The sequence below is a fragment of the Archangium violaceum genome, from assembly GCF_016887565.1.
Classification (GTDB): domain Bacteria; phylum Myxococcota; class Myxococcia; order Myxococcales; family Myxococcaceae; genus Archangium; species Archangium violaceum_B.
The window spans coordinates 6,616,947-6,636,549 of sequence record NZ_CP069396.1 but is presented as its reverse complement, the minus strand read 5'-3'; the positions used below and the strand labels follow the sequence as shown (position 1 = coordinate 6,636,549).

The following is a 19,603-nucleotide window of genomic DNA, read 5'->3' as shown; positions in this document are numbered from 1 at the left end:
ACCGCCGGCAACGGCTACTCCTTGACGGCGTAGAGCTGACCGCGCATCTCTCCGTAATAGGTGTGCGCCTTGGTGTGGAGGTTGAAATAGAGCACGCCCTTCCTCGCCAGGTACTCCAGTCCGGCGATGGTCTTGGTCTGGTTCGGGAGGCCGATATCGGAGGGGCAGCTCTCGGGCAGCGAGGGCTTCAGACCCGGCATGTCCTTGACGAACCTGACGTTCTTGTTGGTGATCTCCACCGAGAACTTGCCGCCGGCGAACAGCTTCGCCGGGCTGCTGACCTCCCCGAAGTCCACGATGATGGGACCCAGGAATCCCGGGGGTCCGCAGTGGATGTGGAACATGAGGATGTCGGCGGGATTGACCCCTTGGATCTCGACGTCGATATAGGCCTTGCTCAGATCACGCGCGAACCGGATCTGCCCATGGCCCCTGGACTTGCGCTCCTCGCGAGGCACGGAGGGAGCCGTGGCCCCGAGGCTCTTCTCCAGCAGCTTGGGGGTCTCCGACTCCTCACCGGGCTCCTGGGCCGGGCTGAGGTAGCTCTCGTAGACCGTGAAGGTCGTCGCACCGAGGGCGGGATCCTTCGCATGGGCGGGCAGCATGAAGAGAACGCTCGTGAACGCGAGGGCCTTCAAGGTGTGCATGGCGGACTCCTGTAGAATCGGGGTGCTTCAGGAGTAGCCGCCGAGGCATCGTGACAGAAGCCCGAAGACGGACATGAGGTGGCCGATATCTGTCCATGCCCGCGCCGCTGGACCTTCCCGGTGGAGGTCGCTCCCATTGGATACTGAGCCAGAAGAACATTCCGGCTACATTGGCGGCCAGATGGAACAGCCCCGCCCGAACGACAACGCCGCCCCACCCGCCCCGTCTCACGCCGAGGGACGCTGGCACCGTGTCGCGCCGCCCGTCTTCATCCTGATTGCCTTCGCCCTGTCGCGGACCCTCTACTGGCAGGAGGGTGTCCACTTCGACAGCTCGCCCATCCTCTGGTTCTTCCAGTTCATCGAGCTGGACCTCCTGTGGAACCGGCTGCTGGAGAGTGTCTATTACCTCCACGCCCAACCGCCCCTCTTCAACCTGTTCCTCGGCGGTGTGCTCCAGACGTTCGCCGAGGGCTCGGATGCCGCCTTCGCCGCGTTCTACGTCGGCATGGGACTGCTGCTGGCATTGTCCCTGTACGGGCTGATGGTGCGGCTGCGAGTCCCCCGCTGGCCGAGTGCGCTGCTGACGGTGTTCTTCATCGCGAGCCCGGCCACGGTGGTCTACGAGAACTGGCTCTTCTACACGTATCCCGAGACGCTGCTGCTGTGCGCGGCGGCGTTGTTCTTCCACCGCTTCGTCTCCTCGGGCCGGGTGGGTGCCGGGATGGTGCTCTTCGGACTGCTGGGAGCCCTGGCGCTCATGCGCAGCACCTTCCATGTGGTGTGGTACCTCGTCGTGGTGGGCCTGGTGCTGCTGGCCGGTACGCCCTGGCGCACGGTCGCACGAGCCGCCGCGCTCCCGCTGCTGCTCATCCTCGCGCTCTACACGAAGAACGCCGTCCTCTTCGGCACGTTCTCGGGGAGCAGCTGGTTCGGGATGAACCTCGCCCACATCGTGTTCACGCAGATGCCCCGGGAGGAGCTGGCGGAGCTGATGCGCGAGGGGAAGGTGTCCCCGCTGGTGAAGGCGGATCCCTTCCAGCCGTTGACCTTCTACCCCCCGAGCTACCGTCAGGTGAGCGGCCCGGACGTGCCCGTGTTGCGGCGCGAGGTGAAGGAGAACCGGGCGCCCAACTTCAACCACGAGGCCTACATCGCGCTGTCCAAGGACTTCGCGCGGGACTCGTTCGCCGCGATCCGCGCGCGGCCGGGCACCTACCTGAGGACCGTGGCGTCGGGCTTCCGCATCTTCCTCACTCCCGCGATCGACCAGCCCTATGTCGCCGGCAACCGGCGCAGCGTCGTTTCGGAGAGCTGGCTGTACAACCGCTACCTGCTCGGCATGTATGGAGCCCAGGCGCCGGAGATGAGCGGGCGGTGGCTGACGCCGGAGGAGATCTCCGGACGCATCCTCTGGAACTGGACGGCGCTGCTCGTCTTCGGGCTGGGCGCCGCGGGCGTGCTGGCGTGGAAGGAGCTGCGGCGCTCCCGGAGGTTCTCGGCGGAGGGGGCCACGTGGATGTTCCTCGCCTTCAACATCCTGTTCGTGGCGCTGACGAGCAACCTCTTCGAGTACCTGGAGAACAATCGGTTCCGTTACCCCCTGGACCCGCTGATCCTCGCCCTGGGGGTCGCGGCGGTGGCGGAGTGCGTCCGGGCCCTGCGAGCACGCCAGCACCGCCGCGTGGCTGAACCGGTCCGTGACGACTCCGCTGCGTGAGAGGAGCGCGATTCCACCGTCGCTCCCGGGGATTCGTCAGGGCCTCACCTGCTCCTGGACCCCTTCGCCCTTCACGGGCAGCTCGAGGGTGAAGGTGGCGCCCTGACCGGGGCCGGGGCTGGTGCAGGTGAGCTGGCCCTCCATCTCCTCGGCGGCCAGGGCGCTGATGTGCAGGCCGAAGCCGTGCCCCGTCTTCTTGGTGGTGAAGCCCTGGGAGAACAGGCGCGCCATGTTCTCCGGGGCGATGCCGACGCCGTTGTCCGTCACGTCGATGAGCAGCCGCTCTTCCCCGGGAGCGGGATGGACGTGGATGGTCAGGCACTTGTCCTGTTGCGTGCTGTCCACCAGCGCGTGCCGGGCGTTGCTCAGCAGGTTGATGAGGATCTGCAGCAGCTTGTGCCGGTCCACGAAGATGAGGGGAACGTCGGCGTAATCCCGCACGATGCGGATGGCCAGCCGCTCGAAGGAGACGGCGTGCAGCCGCAGGGCCTCGTCGATGAGCTGGGGCACGGCCACCTGCTCCACGGCGCCCGCGGCGCGAGCGTGCTTCTGCTGCATGGTGACGATGGACTTGATGTGCTCCACGCCCTGGGCGAGCGACTGCATCTCCTTGAGCAGGGTGTCGCGCTCCTCCGCCAGCTGGCCGGACACTGCGATGAGATAGGGCGGCAGTTGCTGGCCCTGGGGATCCCGGGTGATGAAGGTGGCGAGATCCGCGCGGTGCTCGCGCAGCAGGGCGGTGGCCTTGGTGAGCCCGGTGACGCGGGAGCGGCGGAGCTGGTCGGTGACGAGGGTGGTGGAGATGTTGACGCTGTTGAGGGTATTGCCCACGTTGTGGAGCACACCGGTGGCGACCTCGGCCATGCCCGCCTGGCGGGAGACATCCACCAGCGTGCGGTGCAGCTCTCCCAGCCGCACCTCGGCCTCCTTGCGGCTGGTGATGTCGCGGCCGAAGAGCGTCACTCCCCCGACCTGGCCTCCCGCCACCAGGATGGGATGGAGGCTGACGTCCATCACGATACGGGTGTCCCCCAACGTATACGTCTCCTCGAGACGCAGGCGCTGGCCCTGGAGCACCTGGGCGAAGCGGTCCTTCCAGAGTTGGATCCTCTCGGGATGGATGTAGCGGAAGAGCGACTGCCCCAGCTCGGGCTGCATCCCGAGGGTCTTCTGGAAGAAGAGCTTCATGGCCGAGTTGGCGGCGAGCAGGCGCCCCTCGGTGTCCGTCGAGACCACGATGTCGTCGGTGCTCTCGATGATGCTGCTCAACTTGCCCTCACTGTCGTGGAGCTTCTTCATGGCCGCATCCCGCGCGGTGCCATGCAACGCGCCAATCCCCCAGATGCCCAGGAACGCGATGCCCGCGAAGAGGTGCCGGATCCAGAAGCGCGACACCTGGAAGGACTCGGCGGGGATTCCGGCGTGGTGCGTGAGGTAGATGGGATGAATCACATCCAGGACCACGGCGATGAGGAGGGTGAAGAGCAGCGCCCGGCGCGGCCCCAGCAGGTACACGGCGAAGGCGGGGATCAGCAGGTTCAAGGCGTGCACGCCGCCTTCGAAGCTGGTCTTGTTCGCGAAGGCGCCCCCCACGAAGCTGACCGTGAGCGTTGCCAGCAGGATCACCGCCGGAACCTCGATCCGGGTGGACTTCCGCGCCGCTACCAGGGTCGCCAGGTACGACACGCCCACGAGGCCAGGGGCGAGGGTGTACGGTGAGAACAGCGCGATCACCACGTACAGCATGGCGAGCATGAACATGAACCATGCGGCGCCTACGAGCACCCGATGACGAATGAGGTCCGCGGGAGGTGCGTTGCGCAGGGGCTCGGAGAGGAAGAAGTCCAGCCAGCCCAGGATCCCCGGGGCTCTCTCGGGACCCGAGGAGGGGGACTTGGGAATGTCCTGGCTCGTCTCGGCAGATGAATGCGGCGCCATGTCCGGGGATCAACCAAGAGGGGGGAAGAGGCCCTCGGCGGAAGGATGACATGGGGGTCCGGTCCCAGGAGCCTAAAACGAGAAACCAGGCAGGCAAGGGATTCATCGCCCTGTCGTGGCTCCGACACCTATAGTCAGGAAACCTGTCTATCGACTCGGGTCGACGGCGACCCGATGGGAGGTCCCGATGTCGATCCTGTCCCGGCCCTGGGTGGCGGCAGCCGTCGCCCGGGCGATGCAGCGCGGCGTCGTCGCGACGTCCCGCCGGATGGTGAGCACCGCGAACGCCCGGCTGCCCGAGTTCACGGCGCGCCGCGAGTCGACCGAGGTGCCCACGTCCGCGGGAATGACCCGCGTGACGCTCTACCACCCCCCGGCGGCGACCGGCGCTGTACACATCAACCTGCACGGTGGCGGCTACGTGTTGCCGCTCACGGAGTACGACGACCCGATCTGCCGCGCGCTCGCGGCGCGCTCCGGCTCGGTCGTCCTCAACGTCGACTATGTCGTGGCGCCGCAGCATCCCTTCCCGGCGGCCGTGCACCAGGTGCACGAGGTCGCCCGCTGGGCCGCCGAGCACGGGGCGGAGCACGGCTGGGACGGCCAGCGGCTGACCATCGGAGGGCAAAGCGCCGGCGGCGCACTCGCCGCGGCGGCGGCGCGGCTCGCCTTCGAGCAGGGTCACCCGGCGTTCGCGCTCCAGGTGCTGCACTACCCACCGCTCGATCTATCGATCCCGGCGGCCTCCAAGCGCTCGACCATCCGAAAGCCGATGCTCCGTCCGTGGATGGGCGATGTCTTCGACACCTCGTATGCGCCGGACCCCGCGGTCCGCTCCGACCGGCTGATCTCGCCCGCGGGGGCCGCGGACACCGCGGATCTCGCCGGGATCGCGCCGGCGGTGGTGATCGCCGCGGAGCACGACATCCTCCGTGACGAGGCACGGCGCTACGCGGACCGGCTCGAGCGCGTCGGCGCGCTCGTCGAGTACCGGGAGCTCACCGGGGCGGACCACGGCTACGACGGGGTGGACGACGAGCGCGCCCGCGAGAGCTACGCGTTCATCGCCGACCACATCCGCCGAGCGGTGGAAACCCCCAAGCCCTGACCCCGTGAGGAATCGTGACCATGCGTTCCACTCCGCAAGCTCGCAGCGTACGCGCGGTCCCGCGCGGCCCAGGTCGTGAAATACGAGGGGCTCAACGAGGGCCATGCGGGCCTGCAGCGGGGTTACGGCGAGAACCTCCATTGGAGCGGGACCAGTCAAGCGGCCCCGCCCACCGCCACGGATGCCGCGTTGGGGGCCACCAAGAGCTGGTACGACGAGGTCAGTCGTTACAACTTCGCGAACGGCGGTTTCACTGCCGCCACCGGTCACTTCACTCAACTGGTCTGGAAGAGCACCACGTCGGTCGGCTGTGCGGTCTACAATCTCAAGGGCAGCCGGTGGCTCGAGACCTATGTGGTCTGTAACTATCAGCCTTCCGGAAACTACCAGGGCCAGTTCCCGCAGAACGTGCTGCCCCCGAGGAAATGAGCTCAGTCCACCGGTGCGGAGGAGCTTCGACAAACTTCACTCGGGCTCTTGCTCTTCTTCGCTCACGGTGCTGGTCTTCGGGTCGAGGGGGTTCTCCTTGACCGATCACTTCGTCTTCTCCCGCAGGCAGATCCTCAAGTCGGCCGTCGCCGCGGGAGGAATCACTGTCATCTTCAATTCCCTGCCCTCCATGGCCCAGCGCGCCTCGGGGGGCCAGTCGGGCGGTTCGGGCTGGATGGGGCCACCGGGCAAGGCGCGCTTCCGCATCGAGGGGCTCCCCAAGGTCACCGGGCAGAAGATCTACGCGCGTGACTTCCGTGCCCGGGACATGAAGGGGTGGCCCACCACCGAGCGCTACGCCATGGTCCTGCGCGCGACCTCCGCGGACCGCCCCCTCCTCGCCATCGACCTCTCCATGCTGCCGCCCGAGCTGCAGCCCCGGCGCGTCGTCACGGCGGTGGACCTCGCCAGCGACGGCATCCAGCTGCCCTCGAGCACCACGCCCCCCGATGGTCGGCAGAAGGTCTTCCTGGCGGCCTTGAACCAGGTGCCCGCCTACCTCGGGCAGCCCGTGGCCCTGCTCATCTTCGAGAACTACTACGTCTTCCGCGACGCCTCGCGCCTGCTGCGCTTCAACTCGGAGGTGCTCCAGTACGGTCCTCCGCGAACGCCCACCGGCGCTCAGACCTATGCGCCCTACAGCCCTCCTACCTACCTCACGTTCTACGACGACGCGCGAGGCCAGGTGCGGTTCTCCCAGGTGAAGGACGGCTCCACCAACCCCTACTCCTCGTCCACGGCGGCGGACAAGGAGGCCGCCAAGACGCGCGAGCTCATCCAGAAGGAGCTGAAGACGGCGGGTTGGAAGGTGTTCCAGGGCACCTACGAGACCCAGGTGATCGATCCCATGTTCATGGAGCCCGAGGCGGGCCTCGCCTGGCTCGACCGCGCCAACAAGCGCATGAACCTGGTGCTGGGCACCCAGAGCACCAATGGCGATCTCTCGGACGCCTTCAGCCTCTTCAAGAACCACTCCACGGGTCCGCTCGACGTGCAGAGCGTCGTGCTCAATTCCTGCTATCCGGGTGGAGGCTTCGGCGGACGAGACGTGTCAGTCTTTCCCATCCTCATGCTCCTGGCGGCCGCCTACTCCGACGGGCCGGTGCGCATCGCCTATGACCGCTTCGAGCAGTTCCAGGGCGGCATCAAGCAGCTCGGGGCGAAGATGACCCAGACCTTCGCCGTGGATGGCCGGGGCCAGCTCCAGGCCATCGTCAGCCAGCTCTCGCTGCTGGCCGGCGGCCAGAACAACTACAGCCAGTGGGTCGCCCAGCTCGCGGGCTACTGCGGCGGTGGTGGCTACAAGGTGCCTCGGGTGGCCATCGACGCACTCGCCCAGCCCTCCGTCGGCGTGGTGGCGGGCTCCATGCGAGGCTTCGGTGGGCCGCAGGCCTTCTTCGCCGTCGAGTCCATGATGGATGAGATCGCCGCCTCGCTGGGCCGCGACCCCATCGAGCTGCGCGAGCAGAACGCGCTCGCCCAGGGCAACTACACCGTGACGGGCGCTCCGCTCCAGGAGCCCATGCGGCTGGCGGAGATCTGCCAGCTGGCCCGGAAGCAGGAGCTGTGGACCCGGCGCCAGGAAGAGAAGGCGAAGCGCAAGCAGCAGGGCCAGCTCTACGGGGTCGGCTTCGCGCTGGCCAATCAGGCCTATGGCACGGGCGCGGATGGAGTGATGGCCGCGGTCGAGATCGATGCCAGGGGAGCCCTCCGTCTGACCAGCAACTGCGTGGACATGGGCAATGGCTCGGCCACCTCGCTGGCCATCAGCACCGCGCGCTACCTCGGGGTCAACGCCTCGCGCGCGGACATGGGGCAGGTGGAGTTCTTCGACGTGCTTGGCTTCGTCAACGCCGAGCAGCAACCGGTCGGCTCCTCCGATACCACCAAGGCCGTGCAGAAGAAGGGGGAGACCTTCCGGCTCCTCAACAGCTCGCAGTTGTTGCGGCGCAACGAGCGTCCCACCACCCACGAGTCGACCCCCACCGATTCGAGCAACCCCTGGGACAATCCGCACTACACGAAGAGCTATTCCATGTCGTCCAGCGCGTGCATCACCGCCTTCCAGCAGGTGCACGCCATCGAGCAGGCCAGCCGGGTGCTCTTCGCGACGGGGCTGTTCCCCGCGGCCCGGAAGCTCTGGGGTCTGCCGCCCACCAACCCGCTGAAGGCGGAGGAGACGCACTGGGAGGACGGATTCCTCGTGGCACCGGGGCTGCGCCGCCTGGCGCAGGCGGACATCGCCGCCCGGCTCCACGCCGACAAGGGCGTGGCGGGAGCCATGGTGCACGCCCTCTACCAGGCGCGCTGGGTGCAGGCGGATTACACGCTGGAGGGCTCCACCTGGACCTGGCCCATCGACGGGCTGTGCACGCGGCAGGCCGGTGCCAGCTCCTGGCGGTGGCACGAGCGCAAGAACGTCGTCGCGCCAACCGCGGCCAGCGCATCCTACGGACGCAGCCTCTACTCGCCCTCGGGCGCCCTGGTGGCCGTCGAGATCGACCCCCCCTCGGGCCGCGTCCGGGTCGTCGAGGTCCATACCTTCCTCGACGCGGGACGCCTCATCCAGCCCGAGCTGGTCAGCGGTCAATCCGAGGGCGCGGTGGCCATGGGCATCGGCTACGCGCTGCTCGAGCAACTGCCCCTGGGCGTGGGGGGCGCGGGCGAGGGCAACTGGAACCTGGACCGCTACCGGGTGGCGCTCGCGGGAGACCTGCCGCTGGGGCGCATGAAGCTGCACGTGCTGTCTCCCCTGCCGCCGCCGGATGATCATCCCAAGGGCATCGCCGAGGCGGTGCTGTGCCCGATTCCCCCCGCCATCGCCAACGCCGTCGCCGACGCCACCCAGCGCCGCTTCCGCTCGCTGCCCATCACCCCGGCCAGGATCCTGGAGTCCCTCCGCTCATGAGCTCTCCCCTCGTCAATGTGACCCTCACGGTCAATGGCAAGACGTACACCCGCAAGGTGCCTGCCTCGCTGCCGCTGGTGGATTTCCTGCACGAGGAGATATCGCTGACGGGCACCAAGTTCGGCTGTGGCATCGGCGTGTGCCGGGCCTGCACGGTCGCCGCGTGCCGGACGCCCCAGGCGCATGCGGTGCCGACGCTCGCGTGCTCGACGCCCGTGGGCGAGCTCAACGGCCAGACCCTCACCACCGTGGAGGGACTGGCCGGGCCCTCGGGTCCGAACCCGCTCCAGCAGGCCTTCCTCGACGAGTTCGCCTTCCAATGTGGTTACTGCACCCCGGGCTTCCTCATGGCCACGACCCTGCTGATGGAGCGGCTGCGCGCCAGGCCCATCCCCGTGGACCAGCTGGATACGGCCATCCAGGACGCCTGTGGAAGCCACATCTGCCGCTGCACCGGATACGCCCGTTACTACGCCGCCATCCGCAAGGTCATCCTGGGCACGCCCGGGCTGATCTCTCGGTAAGCACTCGACTTCAGGGAGGCGCCCGTTCCCCATGTGCTGGTCCAGATCGATATCGTCCCTCCGCCTTGGTGCCTGCTGGCTGCTGGTGCTGCTCGCCGCACCCGGGGCGTGGGCGCAACAAGAGCTGTTGCCCTATGCACGCGAGTGCGCCGAGAAGATCGGCCCCATTCCCGCGTTCGACTGCCGGAAGGGCACGCGCGTCCCCATCACCGTCAATGGCAAGACGCCCGTCGCCTACGTGCCGCAGATGACGTGTGATCGGCCCTCGCTCCTGCCCCCGGGCGAGGGCGAGAACACCGACGGGCAATGCATCCCCGAATCGCGCGCCCTGGTGCTGCGAGACGACGGCAAGGTGCAGATCAGCGCCTACTGCCGCCAGAAGAAGATCCGCCCGGCGAACACCTACCTCTACGACGAGGTGGACCTCATCTCGCACAACGTGGAGACGGGAAGCACCTGCTGGTTCCAGGCGCTGGCGCCCAACCCCCTGTCGGCCGACAAGGGGCTGGACGGGCGGCGCGTGCCTCCCCCCGAGGAGGCCACACCTCCTCCCGGAAAGGTGGCCGCGAAAGACTTCTGGAACCCGCCCGTCAAGACGGCCTCCGGCAACTGCGGCTCGTGCCACGACAGCGATCCCTTCATGTACAGCCCGCTCATCGGACAGACCGGGCAGATGCCGAGAGATCCGCTCGGCCTGTACGCCAACGACATTGGCGAGGACTTCAAGAAGTGGCCCAAGCCCTTCGCCATTTCCACGCGGGGAAACACATGCACGGGTTGCCACCGCATCGGCTCGCAGCACACCTGCAATACGGCCATGTACGAGTCCGTGGGCGAGACGCTCAGCCCGTACCTGGACAGCTGGGCGATGGTCTACCCGAACTCGCACTGGATGCCGCCGGGCCTCTCCATGTCCCTGGGACAGTGGGAGACCACCTACCGGAGCAGTGTCGAGGAACTCGCCCGGTGCTGCAAGGACCCCAAGGCTCCGGGTTGCATCGTCACGCCCATCACGGGCGCCAGCAAGCCCTGAAGCACGAACCAGTCAGCGACCGCGCACCTTCCCCGCGCTCGAGCCCGCTCGCGGCGCCGGTGCGCTCGCCGCCACGAGCCGTTTCGCGCGCAGGTAGCGCACGCGGCGGGTGCTGATCGTCAGCCCATCCACCTCGCCCGACGCCGTTCGTGTGAAGGTCACCGTCCCCACGCCGGGGGCGAAGATCCCGCGACGGCCCGCAGCATGGGGGAGCGGACGGCCGCGTTCTACACAGGCGGCTGAGTGGTGTTCGGCAGCCCGTGCGCCGGACACCGGTCATGAAGGTGGAAGGCGGGCATCCAACTCCCGGAAGAAACCCGCGCTGCGCCAAAGGCTCCGATTGCCGATGACATACAGCTGCTCCTTCGCGCGGGTCACGGCCACGTTGAGCAGGTTCACCCGTCGGCCCGCCCAACCCCGCGCTCCCTCCTGGTCCAGTGCGGGAGCGCCCAGGACGAGCACGACCGCCTCCGCCTCGCGCCCCTGCACCGTATGCACGGTACCGATCCGCTCGGAGGTCCATTGCCAGGAGGAGCGGTTCGTCCAACCCTCCAGGACCCTGCTCTCACGCACCACCCGCCGGAGGTTCTCCGCCACCATCACGAAAGGGGTGACGATGTACAAATCGGGGTTCACCCCCGCCCTGGCGAGACGTCGCAGCAGTTCGACTGTGAGCGCTCCCTCCTCCGGACACCATTTGCCGTCGACATCTCCCTGGACGTCCAACCAGGCCGACGGCCCGAGCACCTCCCGGATGCGCGATGGCCCTCGGACCTTCGCATTCACCATGAGGCGCTGGTAGGCAATCGAGTTGGAGATGCCGAACATGGGCTCGGCACACCGTCGATGGACGAGCAGCGGCACCCCCACGGTGCGGCAGCCGGACCTGCCCTCGAACTCCGCGACATAGGGGGTCGCGGCATCCGCGAGCGTCTGGACCGAGGCACTCGGGGCATTGAACCGATCGGGGTCCACACCGAAGTGCCGGCAGATCGTGGTGGTCAACACTTCGGGAAGCACCACCACCGGCTCGATCTGCATGGGGTCCCCCACCACGACGGCCCGGCGGGTCCGCATCAGCGCACCCACCGCGGCTTGAGGCAGGGCCTGTCCCGCTTCGTCCACGAAGAGCCATCCGAGCGCCTCGGAAGGCAGGGCTCCCAACATCCTTTCCGTCGAGGCGAAGGTCGTGGACACGAGCGGCACGACCAGGAAGAACGAAGCCCACAGGTCGGCGAGCGTAGGCCGTTCATCCTGGTAGGAGGGGCGGCTGAAGCCGTTCATGAGCGCGCCGAGGTTGTGCCTCAGCGGCTTCGCGGCCGCGTCGATGAAGGCCTTGTGGAGCGCCATTGCCGAGACGAACACGTCGTCGCGGATGCGCTGGTCCGTTGCGTCCAGCCAGGGGGTCGCCATGTGTTGCTCGGCGTGGTCTCGCTCGAAGAATCCCGGATCGACGAACCGCGACGCGAGCCGTTCACGAGCCGCCGCGACCTCGCGTCGGGCCGACGCGTACCGGTCCCGAGCCTCGGAGAGCCTTCGTTCGGCCTGCGCACACTCGGCCGGAGCGTCGCGCAAGCGCTGTTCGCAGCGCGCGACATCCGCTGACAACCGCTCGAACACCTCCGCCGCCTGGTTTTTGATCTGGAGCCGCTTCAACCGCTCGGACCGCCAGGACTGCTGCTGCGGGCCCCGGAACAAGCGCTGGAGGAACCCCGGCTTCGTCGCATCGTGCTCGGCCAGACGTGCCTCGGTGGCGGTCAGCTCCTGGCGCGCGACAGTCAAGTGCTCGCGAGCGGCCGCGACCGCGGCCTGGGCGCGATCCTCCGCACCCCGTGCTTCATCCGCCGCTGCGGCCGCTCGCGCCTCCCCCTTCGCCAGTTCCGGAAGTGACAGGTAGAGCTCACGGGCTCGGCCAAGCTCCTGGAGGAGCTCACGGCTCTTCGCGAGCGCCGCGCGAAAGGAAGACCGCGCCTTGCGCCAACGTCGCAGGGCCTCCTCGTGATTCCGGGGAGGGTTCTCGGCGGTGACGATGAGCGGCGGCCGTGTCTTCCGGTCGCCGGATTCAGGCTCCTGGACCTCGACCGACTGCGGTGTCCCCGCGGCGGCCGCGAGGTAGGTGGAAAGCCCGCGGTCCTCGTCCCACCAGAACGTCTGCTTGAACTTGTTGCGGTTGGCCGCGTTGCCCAGGACGGCGGCGACGAGCCCCCACGTCGGCTCTCCCCGCAGGGCATCAGACACGGTCGCGAAGTAGCGCAGCTCACCAGCGTCGGTCGCGATCGCCTTGAGCACGGGAAGCTCGGCGCTGACGTTCTCGACGGCCTTGTTGTTGGACGAGGCCACCAGCATCTCGAAGCCTCGAAGCCGCTCATCGATGCGGTACTGATGCAGCCAGGTCTGTCCCGCCCTGGTTCGTTCGCCCGAGTGGACGAACGCCTCCTCGGGATCGTCGAAGAGCGCCAGGACTTCGGCACGCTCGGTGATGACCGAGGCAACGAGATCCCGAAGCAAGGTGGTCTTCCCCGTGCCGGGAGGACCGTTGACGGCGAGGATTCCATTCGCGCGCAGCTCGCTCGTCGCCAGGTTCACCGCGGCCTGCTGGAGGAGAACGAGCGGGTGCCGCCCCGGGCCCGGCCAGCGTGCCGGAGGGATCAGCCCAGGCGCGACCGCCTCCTCGAGCGCGGCGCTGTCCCGAAGCAGGTTCCGCCGCACGGCCGGAGCCATTGCGCCCACATAGCGCAGGAGGTTCGGGGTGGCTCGACCTCGCACGAACAGCTCCCTCGCCTCGGCGAGGTCTCCCAGATAGAAGCTATTGAGCAGCAGCGGTTCCGGAGGGCTGTCGCTGCGGTAGTACTCGTAACTCCGGATGGCGAACCGCGGCTCCCGACAGAGCGCTGGAGGCAACCCAAGCGTTCGGACCAGCCAACCGTAGGCGGCGGTGAGGGTCGCGCGATCCAGCGGTCGGACCTTGCCGTCCTCGTCGCGCTGGCGGAGCTTTTCGTCCAGCTCCACAACCAGACGGCGCTCCGCCACGTGCCATCCAGCCAGACCCGCGAGATCGCCATCGAGCGCGCGGGGGAGTCCCCACCCGAAGCTCGAGATCGCGGCGGCCGATCCTTCCACGGGTCTGCCCTCCCGGTCGAGGATCGCGAGCGCGAGGATGGCCTCTCCACGTGCCGGGGGCCACTCGGCCCGCCCATCCGCGTACTGGGAGAGGAGCGCTGTGGTGGCGGCATCGAGCTCCACCGTGCCCAGCACCACCTGGTAGTAGAGCCGGGTCTTGGGGCGTGCCCGGTCCCGCCCCGTCTCCCAGGGGAGCTCCTGCTCGGTCAATGAGGCAACGGCTCTGGGCTCTCCACCCGCCAGATCCTCGGGGCGACGGAACGTTGGCGGCGAGAGGACCTCAAGCGCCGTCCACGCATCCATGATCGCCTCGGGAGCGTTCTGGATGGGAGGAAAGCGGATGCGATTCCCCTCCGAGGACGAGCCTGTCGACTGTTCGCGCTTGCTCGTGCGGGGTCTCGAGCTGGGAGCGGGCTCTGGTGGCGCGCTGACGCGCTCCTGGGCTCCCTCCGACACGCTCAGGGAGTCGAGTGCCCGGAGGACGCGGGCCCTGAGCTGTGCGGCTCTCTTCGTGGAGCGATGCGCGAGCTCGTCGGCCAGGCCGCGCAACACGTCGGCATCGCCGCCGCCGTGCTCGAACCGGGCTTCGAGATCTCTGATGCTGGCATTGAATAACGGTCGAGACATTCGATCTTGCGAGGAGTGTAGACGCGGGTCACGCAGGCTGCCCAGCCGGAGTGAAGAGCTGTCTCGCTTTCAGCGAGTCGCGCTGCATGTCCTCGATGAACGGGCGCAGCTTCTCCTCCCACCGGGTCAGCGCGCGTTCCATGTCGTCTGGATGCTTCTCCAGCATGTCACCCAGGAGCTCACCCCCGGCCAGATGGCTCAGCACCGACCCCGCCTTTTCCGGTCCGTACGCCTTGCGCAGCGGCTCGATGGGACGGCCGCGGAACTGCGCGGCCACGTCATCGACCAAGCCGCTCGCGCCGACGTGGTGGACCTCGCTGGAAGGCAAACTGAATATCGGCGTGGGTAACAATCCCGAGGTCTCGCGTCTTCTTCATGCGGACGCCAGAGGGGCTGCACGGCAAACCCTCGCGGCGCTCGTGTTCCCACGAAACACCACACGAGGAGTTCGTCATGAAGAAGACTTGTATTGCCTCGCTTCTGTCGGGAGTCGTCGCCCTCACCTTCACCGGTGCCACGTACGCGGCCCCCGTGAGCGCCGCCGCGCAGCCCTACATGGGCGGGAGCTGCCCGGCGGCCATCACGGATGCGCACGATCATGACGGGGACGGCCTCGCCGATGCCTGCGATGTGACCGTGTTCCTGGTCAAGAACGATGAGCGGGGAGGCCTGTCCCTGGAGCTGGCGCCCGGGGCTCGCGTGGACTCCATGATGATCGCGGACATCTCCAACCAGACGTCGCAGTCCGTGTACTGGTCGCTCGAGCTGGAGGGGCTGAAGGGAGTGTCGGCCCGGCAGCAGGAGGGCTGGGTCACCCCGCATGAGAGCCAGTCGATCGCTCTCGACATCGACCTCTCCTCGGTGGAGCCCGGCGCGTTCCTCGACCGGGTCGTCACCCTGAAAGTGGACGGCGAGGTCCACCAGATCCCGCTCACCATCGCCGTGAAGAACTCCGATGCCTCCGTGAGCACCCTCGCGGGCACGTGCTCCTACAACATCTATCTCGAATCCATCAAGGTGGTGGCGGGCCAGGGTGGCACCGAGGGGGATCTCGAAGTCGAGCTCTTCACCAACCTGCAGACGTCTTCCGGCAACATCGCCAACGACTGGCCCACCTCAGGCGGGTACATGAGGATCGCCGTGGGCGAGACGAAGTACCCGAACGTCTACATGTACTCGGCCTCCGTCCCGACCTCGTCGTACAACAGCCTGCAAGCGTCCTTCCAGGTTCGCGAGGATGACGACTCGAGCGCGGATGATTGGGGCTCCGCTTCCAAGACCCTCTCGTTCTATTGCAACTACGGGACGGGCACCACCGCCATCGTGACGCGCATCCAGGACGACTCGGGCGGCAGGTACGACGTGACCCTGCGGAGCTCCTGGACGGGCAACTAGTCCTCATCTCCTGGACGTGCGCTACAGCCGCTCCACCCCTCCGTCCCCGGCCGTCGCTTCCGGGAGAGGCTCGCGGCAGAAGGCGAGCCTCTCCTTCAGCACGTCGAGCGGCAGGGCCACCTCCAGCCGGAACGCGTCCCCGTCTGGCCGCACGCGCGCGAAGTCGAGCAGCTTCGCCAGGTCCTCCTCCCCCTGGCTCTGCGCGCGCATGCGCGCGAGCGCAAGCGCCCCGCCCAGGCTCTTGCCCAGATCCGTGACCGCCTGCGCGTCCTCGCCCTTCACGTCCGCCACCAGCGCCACGTCTCCGCGTGCGTCCACGTGCAACTCCACCGCGCCCGCGGCGCGCACCAGCTGCTCGGCGATCTCGCGCTGGTCCGGCGGGAGGACGTTCGCGAGGGTGCGGGTCGCGATGACGCCGTACACCTCGCCGTACGTCGCGGTCTCGCCGAGCAGCGGCGGCTCCTGCGAGCCACGCCCCTCCACCCGGTCGATGACGTCTCTCACCCCGTTGCGGTCCCGGCCCACGACGATCATCTGGTTGCCCCACGTCGCGAGCGTGGGCCCGCCGCCGCGCCCCACGCCGCCGTCGGCGAGCGCCCGCTCGGTCGGGGGCTCGTAGATGCGCGCGGAGTCGCCGTAGCTCGAGCGCCCGTGCTGCCCGAGCAGCTCGTCGGTCTTCGCCTTGCCGAAGTTGCCCGACAGCACCAGGCCCTCGTCGGTGATGGCGAGCCGGTCCAGGTCCGTGAGCGGATCGATACCCGTGCGCTCCTTCAGTTGCTGCAGCTGCTTGCCGCCGTCGCGATAGAGGCATTCGAGCAGCAGCTCGCCGATGGGGGAGTGGCGAAGGGCGTTGGCCTCCAGCACCACGGCCGTCTTGCCCTTGCCTCGCGGCAGCGCCGCGAGCAGCGGGTCCGAAGCCCCCTGGGGCCCGGCGTCCGGCGTCGGGACCACCCAGGTGCGCCGCGCCTGCGCGCGCGTCTTCTCCTGGGCGCGCAGCCGACGCGGGAACTCCACCGGCGGCTGCTCGCTCGCGCTGAGCGCCTCCTCACCCTGTCCAAACCACATCAGCAGCGCCGCGGCGGCGAACACCACCACGGCGAGCACCAGGAACCGCGCGCCTCGCGTCTTCATCTAGTAGTCCTTCCGTTCGAAATGCCAGAGGCCGAGCGCGAGTACGCCCATGCCGAAGAGGCCCACGCCCGCGAGCACCGCCCCCAGCGAGCGCTGCTCGAGGGGGATGGATGCGGCCATGGAAGCCGATGCGTTGGCGAGCGAGCTGAGGCGGGGCAGGAAGAGCGTGAGCAGCTCGAAGCCAGTGCGGCTCATCCCCTCCTCGAACACTGGCGCGATGCTGCGCCGGAAGCCGGCGATGACGCCCAGCACCAGGAACACGCCGCCCGCGGCCGCACACAGCGCCGCGCTGCGCACCAGCGTCGCGCAGGTGAGCATCACCGCGTACACCGCCGCGTACGCCACGCCCGCGAGCAGCGCCGCGATGAGCGGCCCCACCGTCCAGTACCCCGTCTTGACGCCGAGGATGAGCCACAGGCCGCCCGCCCCGTACGCCGCACCGCCCACCGCCAGCGTCATCACGCCCACGAACGTGCCGACCAGCACCTGCCAGCGGCGCACCGGCAGGGCGAGCAGGTGCTCGATGCGGCCGGGCGACAGCAGGCTGGGCGCGAAGTCCGAGCACGCCACCAGGCCGAAGAGGATGCCGCCGTAGAACACCAGGTAGGCGATGGCCATGTAGAGCGGCCGCAGCGCCATGTCGACGGCCTGGATGCTGTGGTCCAGGGACTGGCCGAACAGCCGCGTGGCGGCGAGCGCGCCGTCCAGGACCTCGATGCGCAGCGACAACGTGAGCGTGAGGAGCAGCAGCGAGATGCCCACCAGGAAGGCGAGGATGAACTTGCGGCTCAGCGCCTCGCGCAAGACGTAGCCTGCGATGCCCAGGACTCCGTTCATGCCGCCACCCCCGCGCCCACCGCGTCCGTCAGCACCGCCTCGAGGTCCTGCGCATCGCGCCGCAACTCCACCAGCAGCGCGCCGCCCGCGAGCGCCTGGCCCAGGGCCGCGTTGAGCGCCGCGGCGTCCGGCGTCCCCAGCGCCCAGCGCCCGTCGCCCTCGTCGCCAGCCGGCGTGAATCCCGCGGCCTGTAGCACCTGTGCGCTCGCGCCCGGTGCGAAGCGCACCGACCAGCGGTGCCCGGTGTGCTGCAGGTCCTCCAGCCGCCCCTCGCGCAGCACCCGGCCCTCGCCGAGGATGGCGATGCGGTCGCACACGCGCTCCGTCTCCGCCAGCAGGTGGGAGTTGAGGAAGAGGGTGGCGCCGCGGCGCACCTCGTCCTGCAGGATGCGGCGCACCTCCATGCGGCCCATGGGGTCGATGCCGTCCGTCGGCTCGTCGAGGATGAGCAGCTCCGGCTCGCCCAGCAGCGCCGCGGCGAGCCCGAGCCGCTGCCGCATGCCCTTGGAGTAGCCCCCGATGCGCCGGCCCGCCGCGTCGGCCAGGCCCACGCGCTCGAGCAGGCGCGCATGGGCGGCCACATCGCGCCGCAGGTTCTTCAGCCGCGCCACCGTGCCCAGGAACGCCGTGGCCGTCCACGCCCCCGGCAGGTGCAGGCGCTCGGGCAGGTAGCCGATGCGCGCGCGCACCGCGGGGTCCTCGGGGTCGCCGCCGAGCACCCGCACCTGGCCCCCCGTGGGCCGCACGATGCCGAGCACCGACTTGATGAACGTCGTCTTGCCCGCGCCGTTGGGCCCGATGAGCCCGAACGCGCTGCCCACCGGCACGTGCAGGTCCACGCCCGCGAGCGCGACCTGACCGGCGCGGCGCCAGCCCTTGCCGTACGTCTTCTTGAGCCCCACGACCTCGATGGCATGCATGCGCGGGACTGTAGGCGCTCGCACCGCGGCGCCTCGTGACGAAGGGCCAGCCGGTCCGGAGGGGTCGCTGATCGGTCCCAACGGGGGAGCGAGCGGCCGACCTCCAGCGGCGTGAACTGAATTTGGGACGAGGCGGAAGTTGAAGCATAACGCGGGCGGATCCATCCCCAACCTGGAGACACCCGATGAAGCTGCGTACCTTCCCCTGGCGTGCCGCGGTCGCCGCGGTCCTCACCGCCGCGAGCGGCGCCGCGCTCGTGCCCACCACCGCGCAGGCCGCCGCGCCCCAGGTCAAGACCCAGGCGCCGGGCTACTACCGCATGATGCTGGGCGACTTCGAGATCACCGCCCTGTCCGATGGCACCCTCGAATTGCCTCTGGACAAGATGCTGACCAACATCAAGCCCGCCCAGGTGGAGAAGGCGTTCGCGCGCGCGTTCCTCAAGACGCCCGTGGAGAGCTCGTTCAATGCCTTCCTCATCAACACCGGCTCCCAGCTGGTGCTGGTGGATACGGGCGCTGGCAACCTCTATGGCCCGACGCTCGGCAAGCTGCTGGCGAACCTGAAGGCGGCCGGCTATCAGCCGGAGCAGATCGACGCCGTGTTCATCACCCACCTGCACCCGGATCACATGGGCGGGCTGATGACCGGGGACAAGCGGACCTTCCCGAACGCCACCGTGCATCTGGCCAAGGCCGAGGCGGACTACTGGATGAGCGCCGACAACATGAAGAAGGCGCCCGCTGAGGCGCAGTCGGGGTTCCAGAACGCCACGGCGATGCTGACCCCGTACGCCACGGCGGACAAGCTCGAGCCCTTCGAGGGTGACACCGAGCTGGTGCCTGGCATCAAGGCCATCACGACCTTCGGCCACACCCCCGGCCACAGCAACTACGCCGTGGAGAGCAAGGGCCAGAAGCTGATGCTGTGGGGAGACCTGTTGCACGTGGCGGCGGTGCAGTTCCCCGAGCCGTCGGTGACCGTCCAGTTCGACGTTGACTCGAAGGCGGCGGCGGCCCAGCGCAAGAAGGCCCTCGCCGACGCGGCGAAGCAGGGCTACTGGGTGGGCCTGGCCCACGTCTCGTTCCCGGGCCTCGGCCACGTGAGGTCCGAGGGCAAGGGCTACGTCTACGTCCCGGCCAACTACACCACGAAGCAGTAACCCCGCGGCGGACCGCGGAGTGAGGATGGGGGGCGCCACGATT

16 protein-coding genes are annotated in these 19,603 nt (G+C 68.6%); 8 read left to right on the top strand and 8 right to left on the bottom strand.

Going from position 1 to position 19,603, the window contains the following annotated elements:
- Positions 1 to 14: 14 nt before the first annotated feature.
- Positions 15 to 647 (bottom strand): CHRD domain-containing protein, encoded by a 633-nt coding sequence (locus JRI60_RS26665; protein WP_204218691.1) that lies wholly within the window; start codon positions 645 to 647, stop codon positions 15 to 17.
- Between the two features lie 181 nt (positions 648 to 828).
- Here JRI60_RS26665 and JRI60_RS26660 point away from each other — a divergent pair, with 181 nt between their 5' ends.
- Positions 829 to 2,367, top strand: a complete 1,539-nt coding sequence (locus tag JRI60_RS26660) for a hypothetical protein (protein ID WP_204218690.1) — start codon at positions 829 to 831, stop codon at positions 2,365 to 2,367.
- 36 nt (positions 2,368 to 2,403) lie between these two features.
- On the opposite strand, the gene JRI60_RS26655 is transcribed toward JRI60_RS26660, so the two are convergent.
- On the bottom strand, positions 2,404 to 4,305 hold the full coding sequence (locus tag JRI60_RS26655; protein ID WP_204218689.1) for an ATP-binding protein: 1,902 nt from the start codon (positions 4,303 to 4,305) through the stop codon (positions 2,404 to 2,406).
- A 187-nt stretch (positions 4,306 to 4,492) separates the two neighbouring features.
- Between JRI60_RS26655 and JRI60_RS26650 the strand changes: the two genes are divergently transcribed.
- The 5 genes from JRI60_RS26650 (at position 4,493) to JRI60_RS26630 (ending at position 10,367) form a co-directional block, all read left to right on the top strand.
- On the top strand, positions 4,493 to 5,413 hold the full coding sequence (locus tag JRI60_RS26650) for an alpha/beta hydrolase (RefSeq protein ID WP_204218688.1): 921 nt from the start codon (positions 4,493 to 4,495) through the stop codon (positions 5,411 to 5,413).
- Between the two features lie 75 nt (positions 5,414 to 5,488).
- A complete protein-coding gene (locus tag JRI60_RS26645; protein ID WP_204218687.1) occupies positions 5,489 to 5,842 on the top strand; it encodes a CAP domain-containing protein in 354 nt (117 codons plus the stop codon).
- A gap of 97 nt (positions 5,843 to 5,939) precedes the next feature.
- Entirely contained in the window at positions 5,940 to 8,810 is a 2,871-nt protein-coding gene (locus JRI60_RS26640) for a xanthine dehydrogenase family protein molybdopterin-binding subunit (RefSeq protein ID WP_204218686.1), read from the top strand.
- Positions 8,807 to 9,334 carry a (2Fe-2S)-binding protein gene (locus JRI60_RS26635; protein WP_204218685.1) on the top strand — a complete coding sequence of 176 codons (528 nt, stop codon included), beginning with the start codon at positions 8,807 to 8,809 and terminating at the stop codon, positions 9,332 to 9,334. Before JRI60_RS26640 ends, JRI60_RS26635 begins: the two co-directional genes overlap by 4 nt.
- Positions 9,335 to 9,419: 85 nt before the next feature.
- A complete protein-coding gene (locus JRI60_RS26630) occupies positions 9,420 to 10,367 on the top strand; it encodes a hypothetical protein (RefSeq protein WP_204218684.1) in 948 nt (315 codons plus the stop codon).
- Between the two features lie 12 nt (positions 10,368 to 10,379).
- On the opposite strand, the gene JRI60_RS26625 is transcribed toward JRI60_RS26630, so the two are convergent.
- From JRI60_RS26625 to JRI60_RS26615, 3 genes are all read right to left on the bottom strand, one after another.
- A complete protein-coding gene (locus tag JRI60_RS26625; protein ID WP_204218683.1) occupies positions 10,380 to 10,529 on the bottom strand; it encodes a hypothetical protein in 150 nt (49 codons plus the stop codon).
- Between the two features lie 114 nt (positions 10,530 to 10,643).
- The gene (locus JRI60_RS26620; protein WP_204218682.1) at positions 10,644 to 14,114 is read right to left on the bottom strand and encodes a DEAD/DEAH box helicase; all 3,471 of its coding nucleotides are present in this window, start codon (positions 14,112 to 14,114) and stop codon (positions 10,644 to 10,646) included.
- A gap of 28 nt (positions 14,115 to 14,142) precedes the next feature.
- Positions 14,143 to 14,391, bottom strand: a complete 249-nt coding sequence (locus tag JRI60_RS26615; protein WP_204218681.1) for a hypothetical protein — start codon at positions 14,389 to 14,391, stop codon at positions 14,143 to 14,145.
- A 176-nt stretch (positions 14,392 to 14,567) separates the two neighbouring features.
- Between JRI60_RS26615 and JRI60_RS26610 the strand changes: the two genes are divergently transcribed.
- On the top strand, positions 14,568 to 15,509 hold the full coding sequence (locus tag JRI60_RS26610; protein WP_204218680.1) for a hypothetical protein: 942 nt from the start codon (positions 14,568 to 14,570) through the stop codon (positions 15,507 to 15,509).
- 21 nt (positions 15,510 to 15,530) lie between these two features.
- On the opposite strand, the gene JRI60_RS26605 is transcribed toward JRI60_RS26610, so the two are convergent.
- The 3 genes from JRI60_RS26605 to JRI60_RS26595 are packed head-to-tail and all read right to left on the bottom strand — an operon-like array spanning position 15,531 to position 18,397.
- Positions 15,531 to 16,640 carry a hypothetical protein gene (locus tag JRI60_RS26605; RefSeq protein ID WP_204218679.1) on the bottom strand — a complete coding sequence of 370 codons (1,110 nt, stop codon included), beginning with the start codon at positions 16,638 to 16,640 and terminating at the stop codon, positions 15,531 to 15,533.
- Positions 16,641 to 17,477 carry an ABC transporter permease subunit gene (locus tag JRI60_RS26600; RefSeq protein ID WP_204218678.1) on the bottom strand — a complete coding sequence of 279 codons (837 nt, stop codon included), beginning with the start codon at positions 17,475 to 17,477 and terminating at the stop codon, positions 16,641 to 16,643.
- Positions 17,474 to 18,397, bottom strand: a complete 924-nt coding sequence (locus tag JRI60_RS26595; protein ID WP_204218677.1) for an ABC transporter ATP-binding protein — start codon at positions 18,395 to 18,397, stop codon at positions 17,474 to 17,476. Before JRI60_RS26595 ends, JRI60_RS26600 begins: the two co-directional genes overlap by 4 nt.
- Positions 18,398 to 18,582: 185 nt before the next feature.
- On the opposite strand from JRI60_RS26595, the gene JRI60_RS26590 reads away from it, so the two are divergent.
- Entirely contained in the window at positions 18,583 to 19,560 is a 978-nt protein-coding gene (locus JRI60_RS26590) for an MBL fold metallo-hydrolase (RefSeq protein ID WP_204218676.1), read from the top strand.
- Positions 19,561 to 19,603 lie beyond the last annotated feature (43 nt).

Coding starts and splice junctions, on each gene's coding strand:
- JRI60_RS26620 (WP_204218682.1), bottom strand. CDS start 14,114: ATGTCTCGACCGTTATTCAATGCCAGCATCAGAGATCTCGAAGCCCGG.
- JRI60_RS26635 (WP_204218685.1), top strand. CDS start 8,807: ATGAGCTCTCCCCTCGTCAATGTGACCCTCACGGTCAATGGCAAGACG.
- JRI60_RS26655 (WP_204218689.1), bottom strand. CDS start 4,305: ATGGCGCCGCATTCATCTGCCGAGACGAGCCAGGACATTCCCAAGTCC.
- JRI60_RS26610 (WP_204218680.1), top strand. CDS start 14,568: ATGAAGAAGACTTGTATTGCCTCGCTTCTGTCGGGAGTCGTCGCCCTC.
- JRI60_RS26605 (WP_204218679.1), bottom strand. CDS start 16,640: ATGAAGACGCGAGGCGCGCGGTTCCTGGTGCTCGCCGTGGTGGTGTTC.
- JRI60_RS26600 (WP_204218678.1), bottom strand. CDS start 17,477: ATGAACGGAGTCCTGGGCATCGCAGGCTACGTCTTGCGCGAGGCGCTG.
- JRI60_RS26595 (WP_204218677.1), bottom strand. CDS start 18,397: ATGCATGCCATCGAGGTCGTGGGGCTCAAGAAGACGTACGGCAAGGGC.
- JRI60_RS26660 (WP_204218690.1), top strand. CDS start 829: ATGGAACAGCCCCGCCCGAACGACAACGCCGCCCCACCCGCCCCGTCT.
- JRI60_RS26650 (WP_204218688.1), top strand. CDS start 4,493: ATGTCGATCCTGTCCCGGCCCTGGGTGGCGGCAGCCGTCGCCCGGGCG.
- JRI60_RS26665 (WP_204218691.1), bottom strand. CDS start 647: ATGCACACCTTGAAGGCCCTCGCGTTCACGAGCGTTCTCTTCATGCTG.
- JRI60_RS26590 (WP_204218676.1), top strand. CDS start 18,583: ATGAAGCTGCGTACCTTCCCCTGGCGTGCCGCGGTCGCCGCGGTCCTC.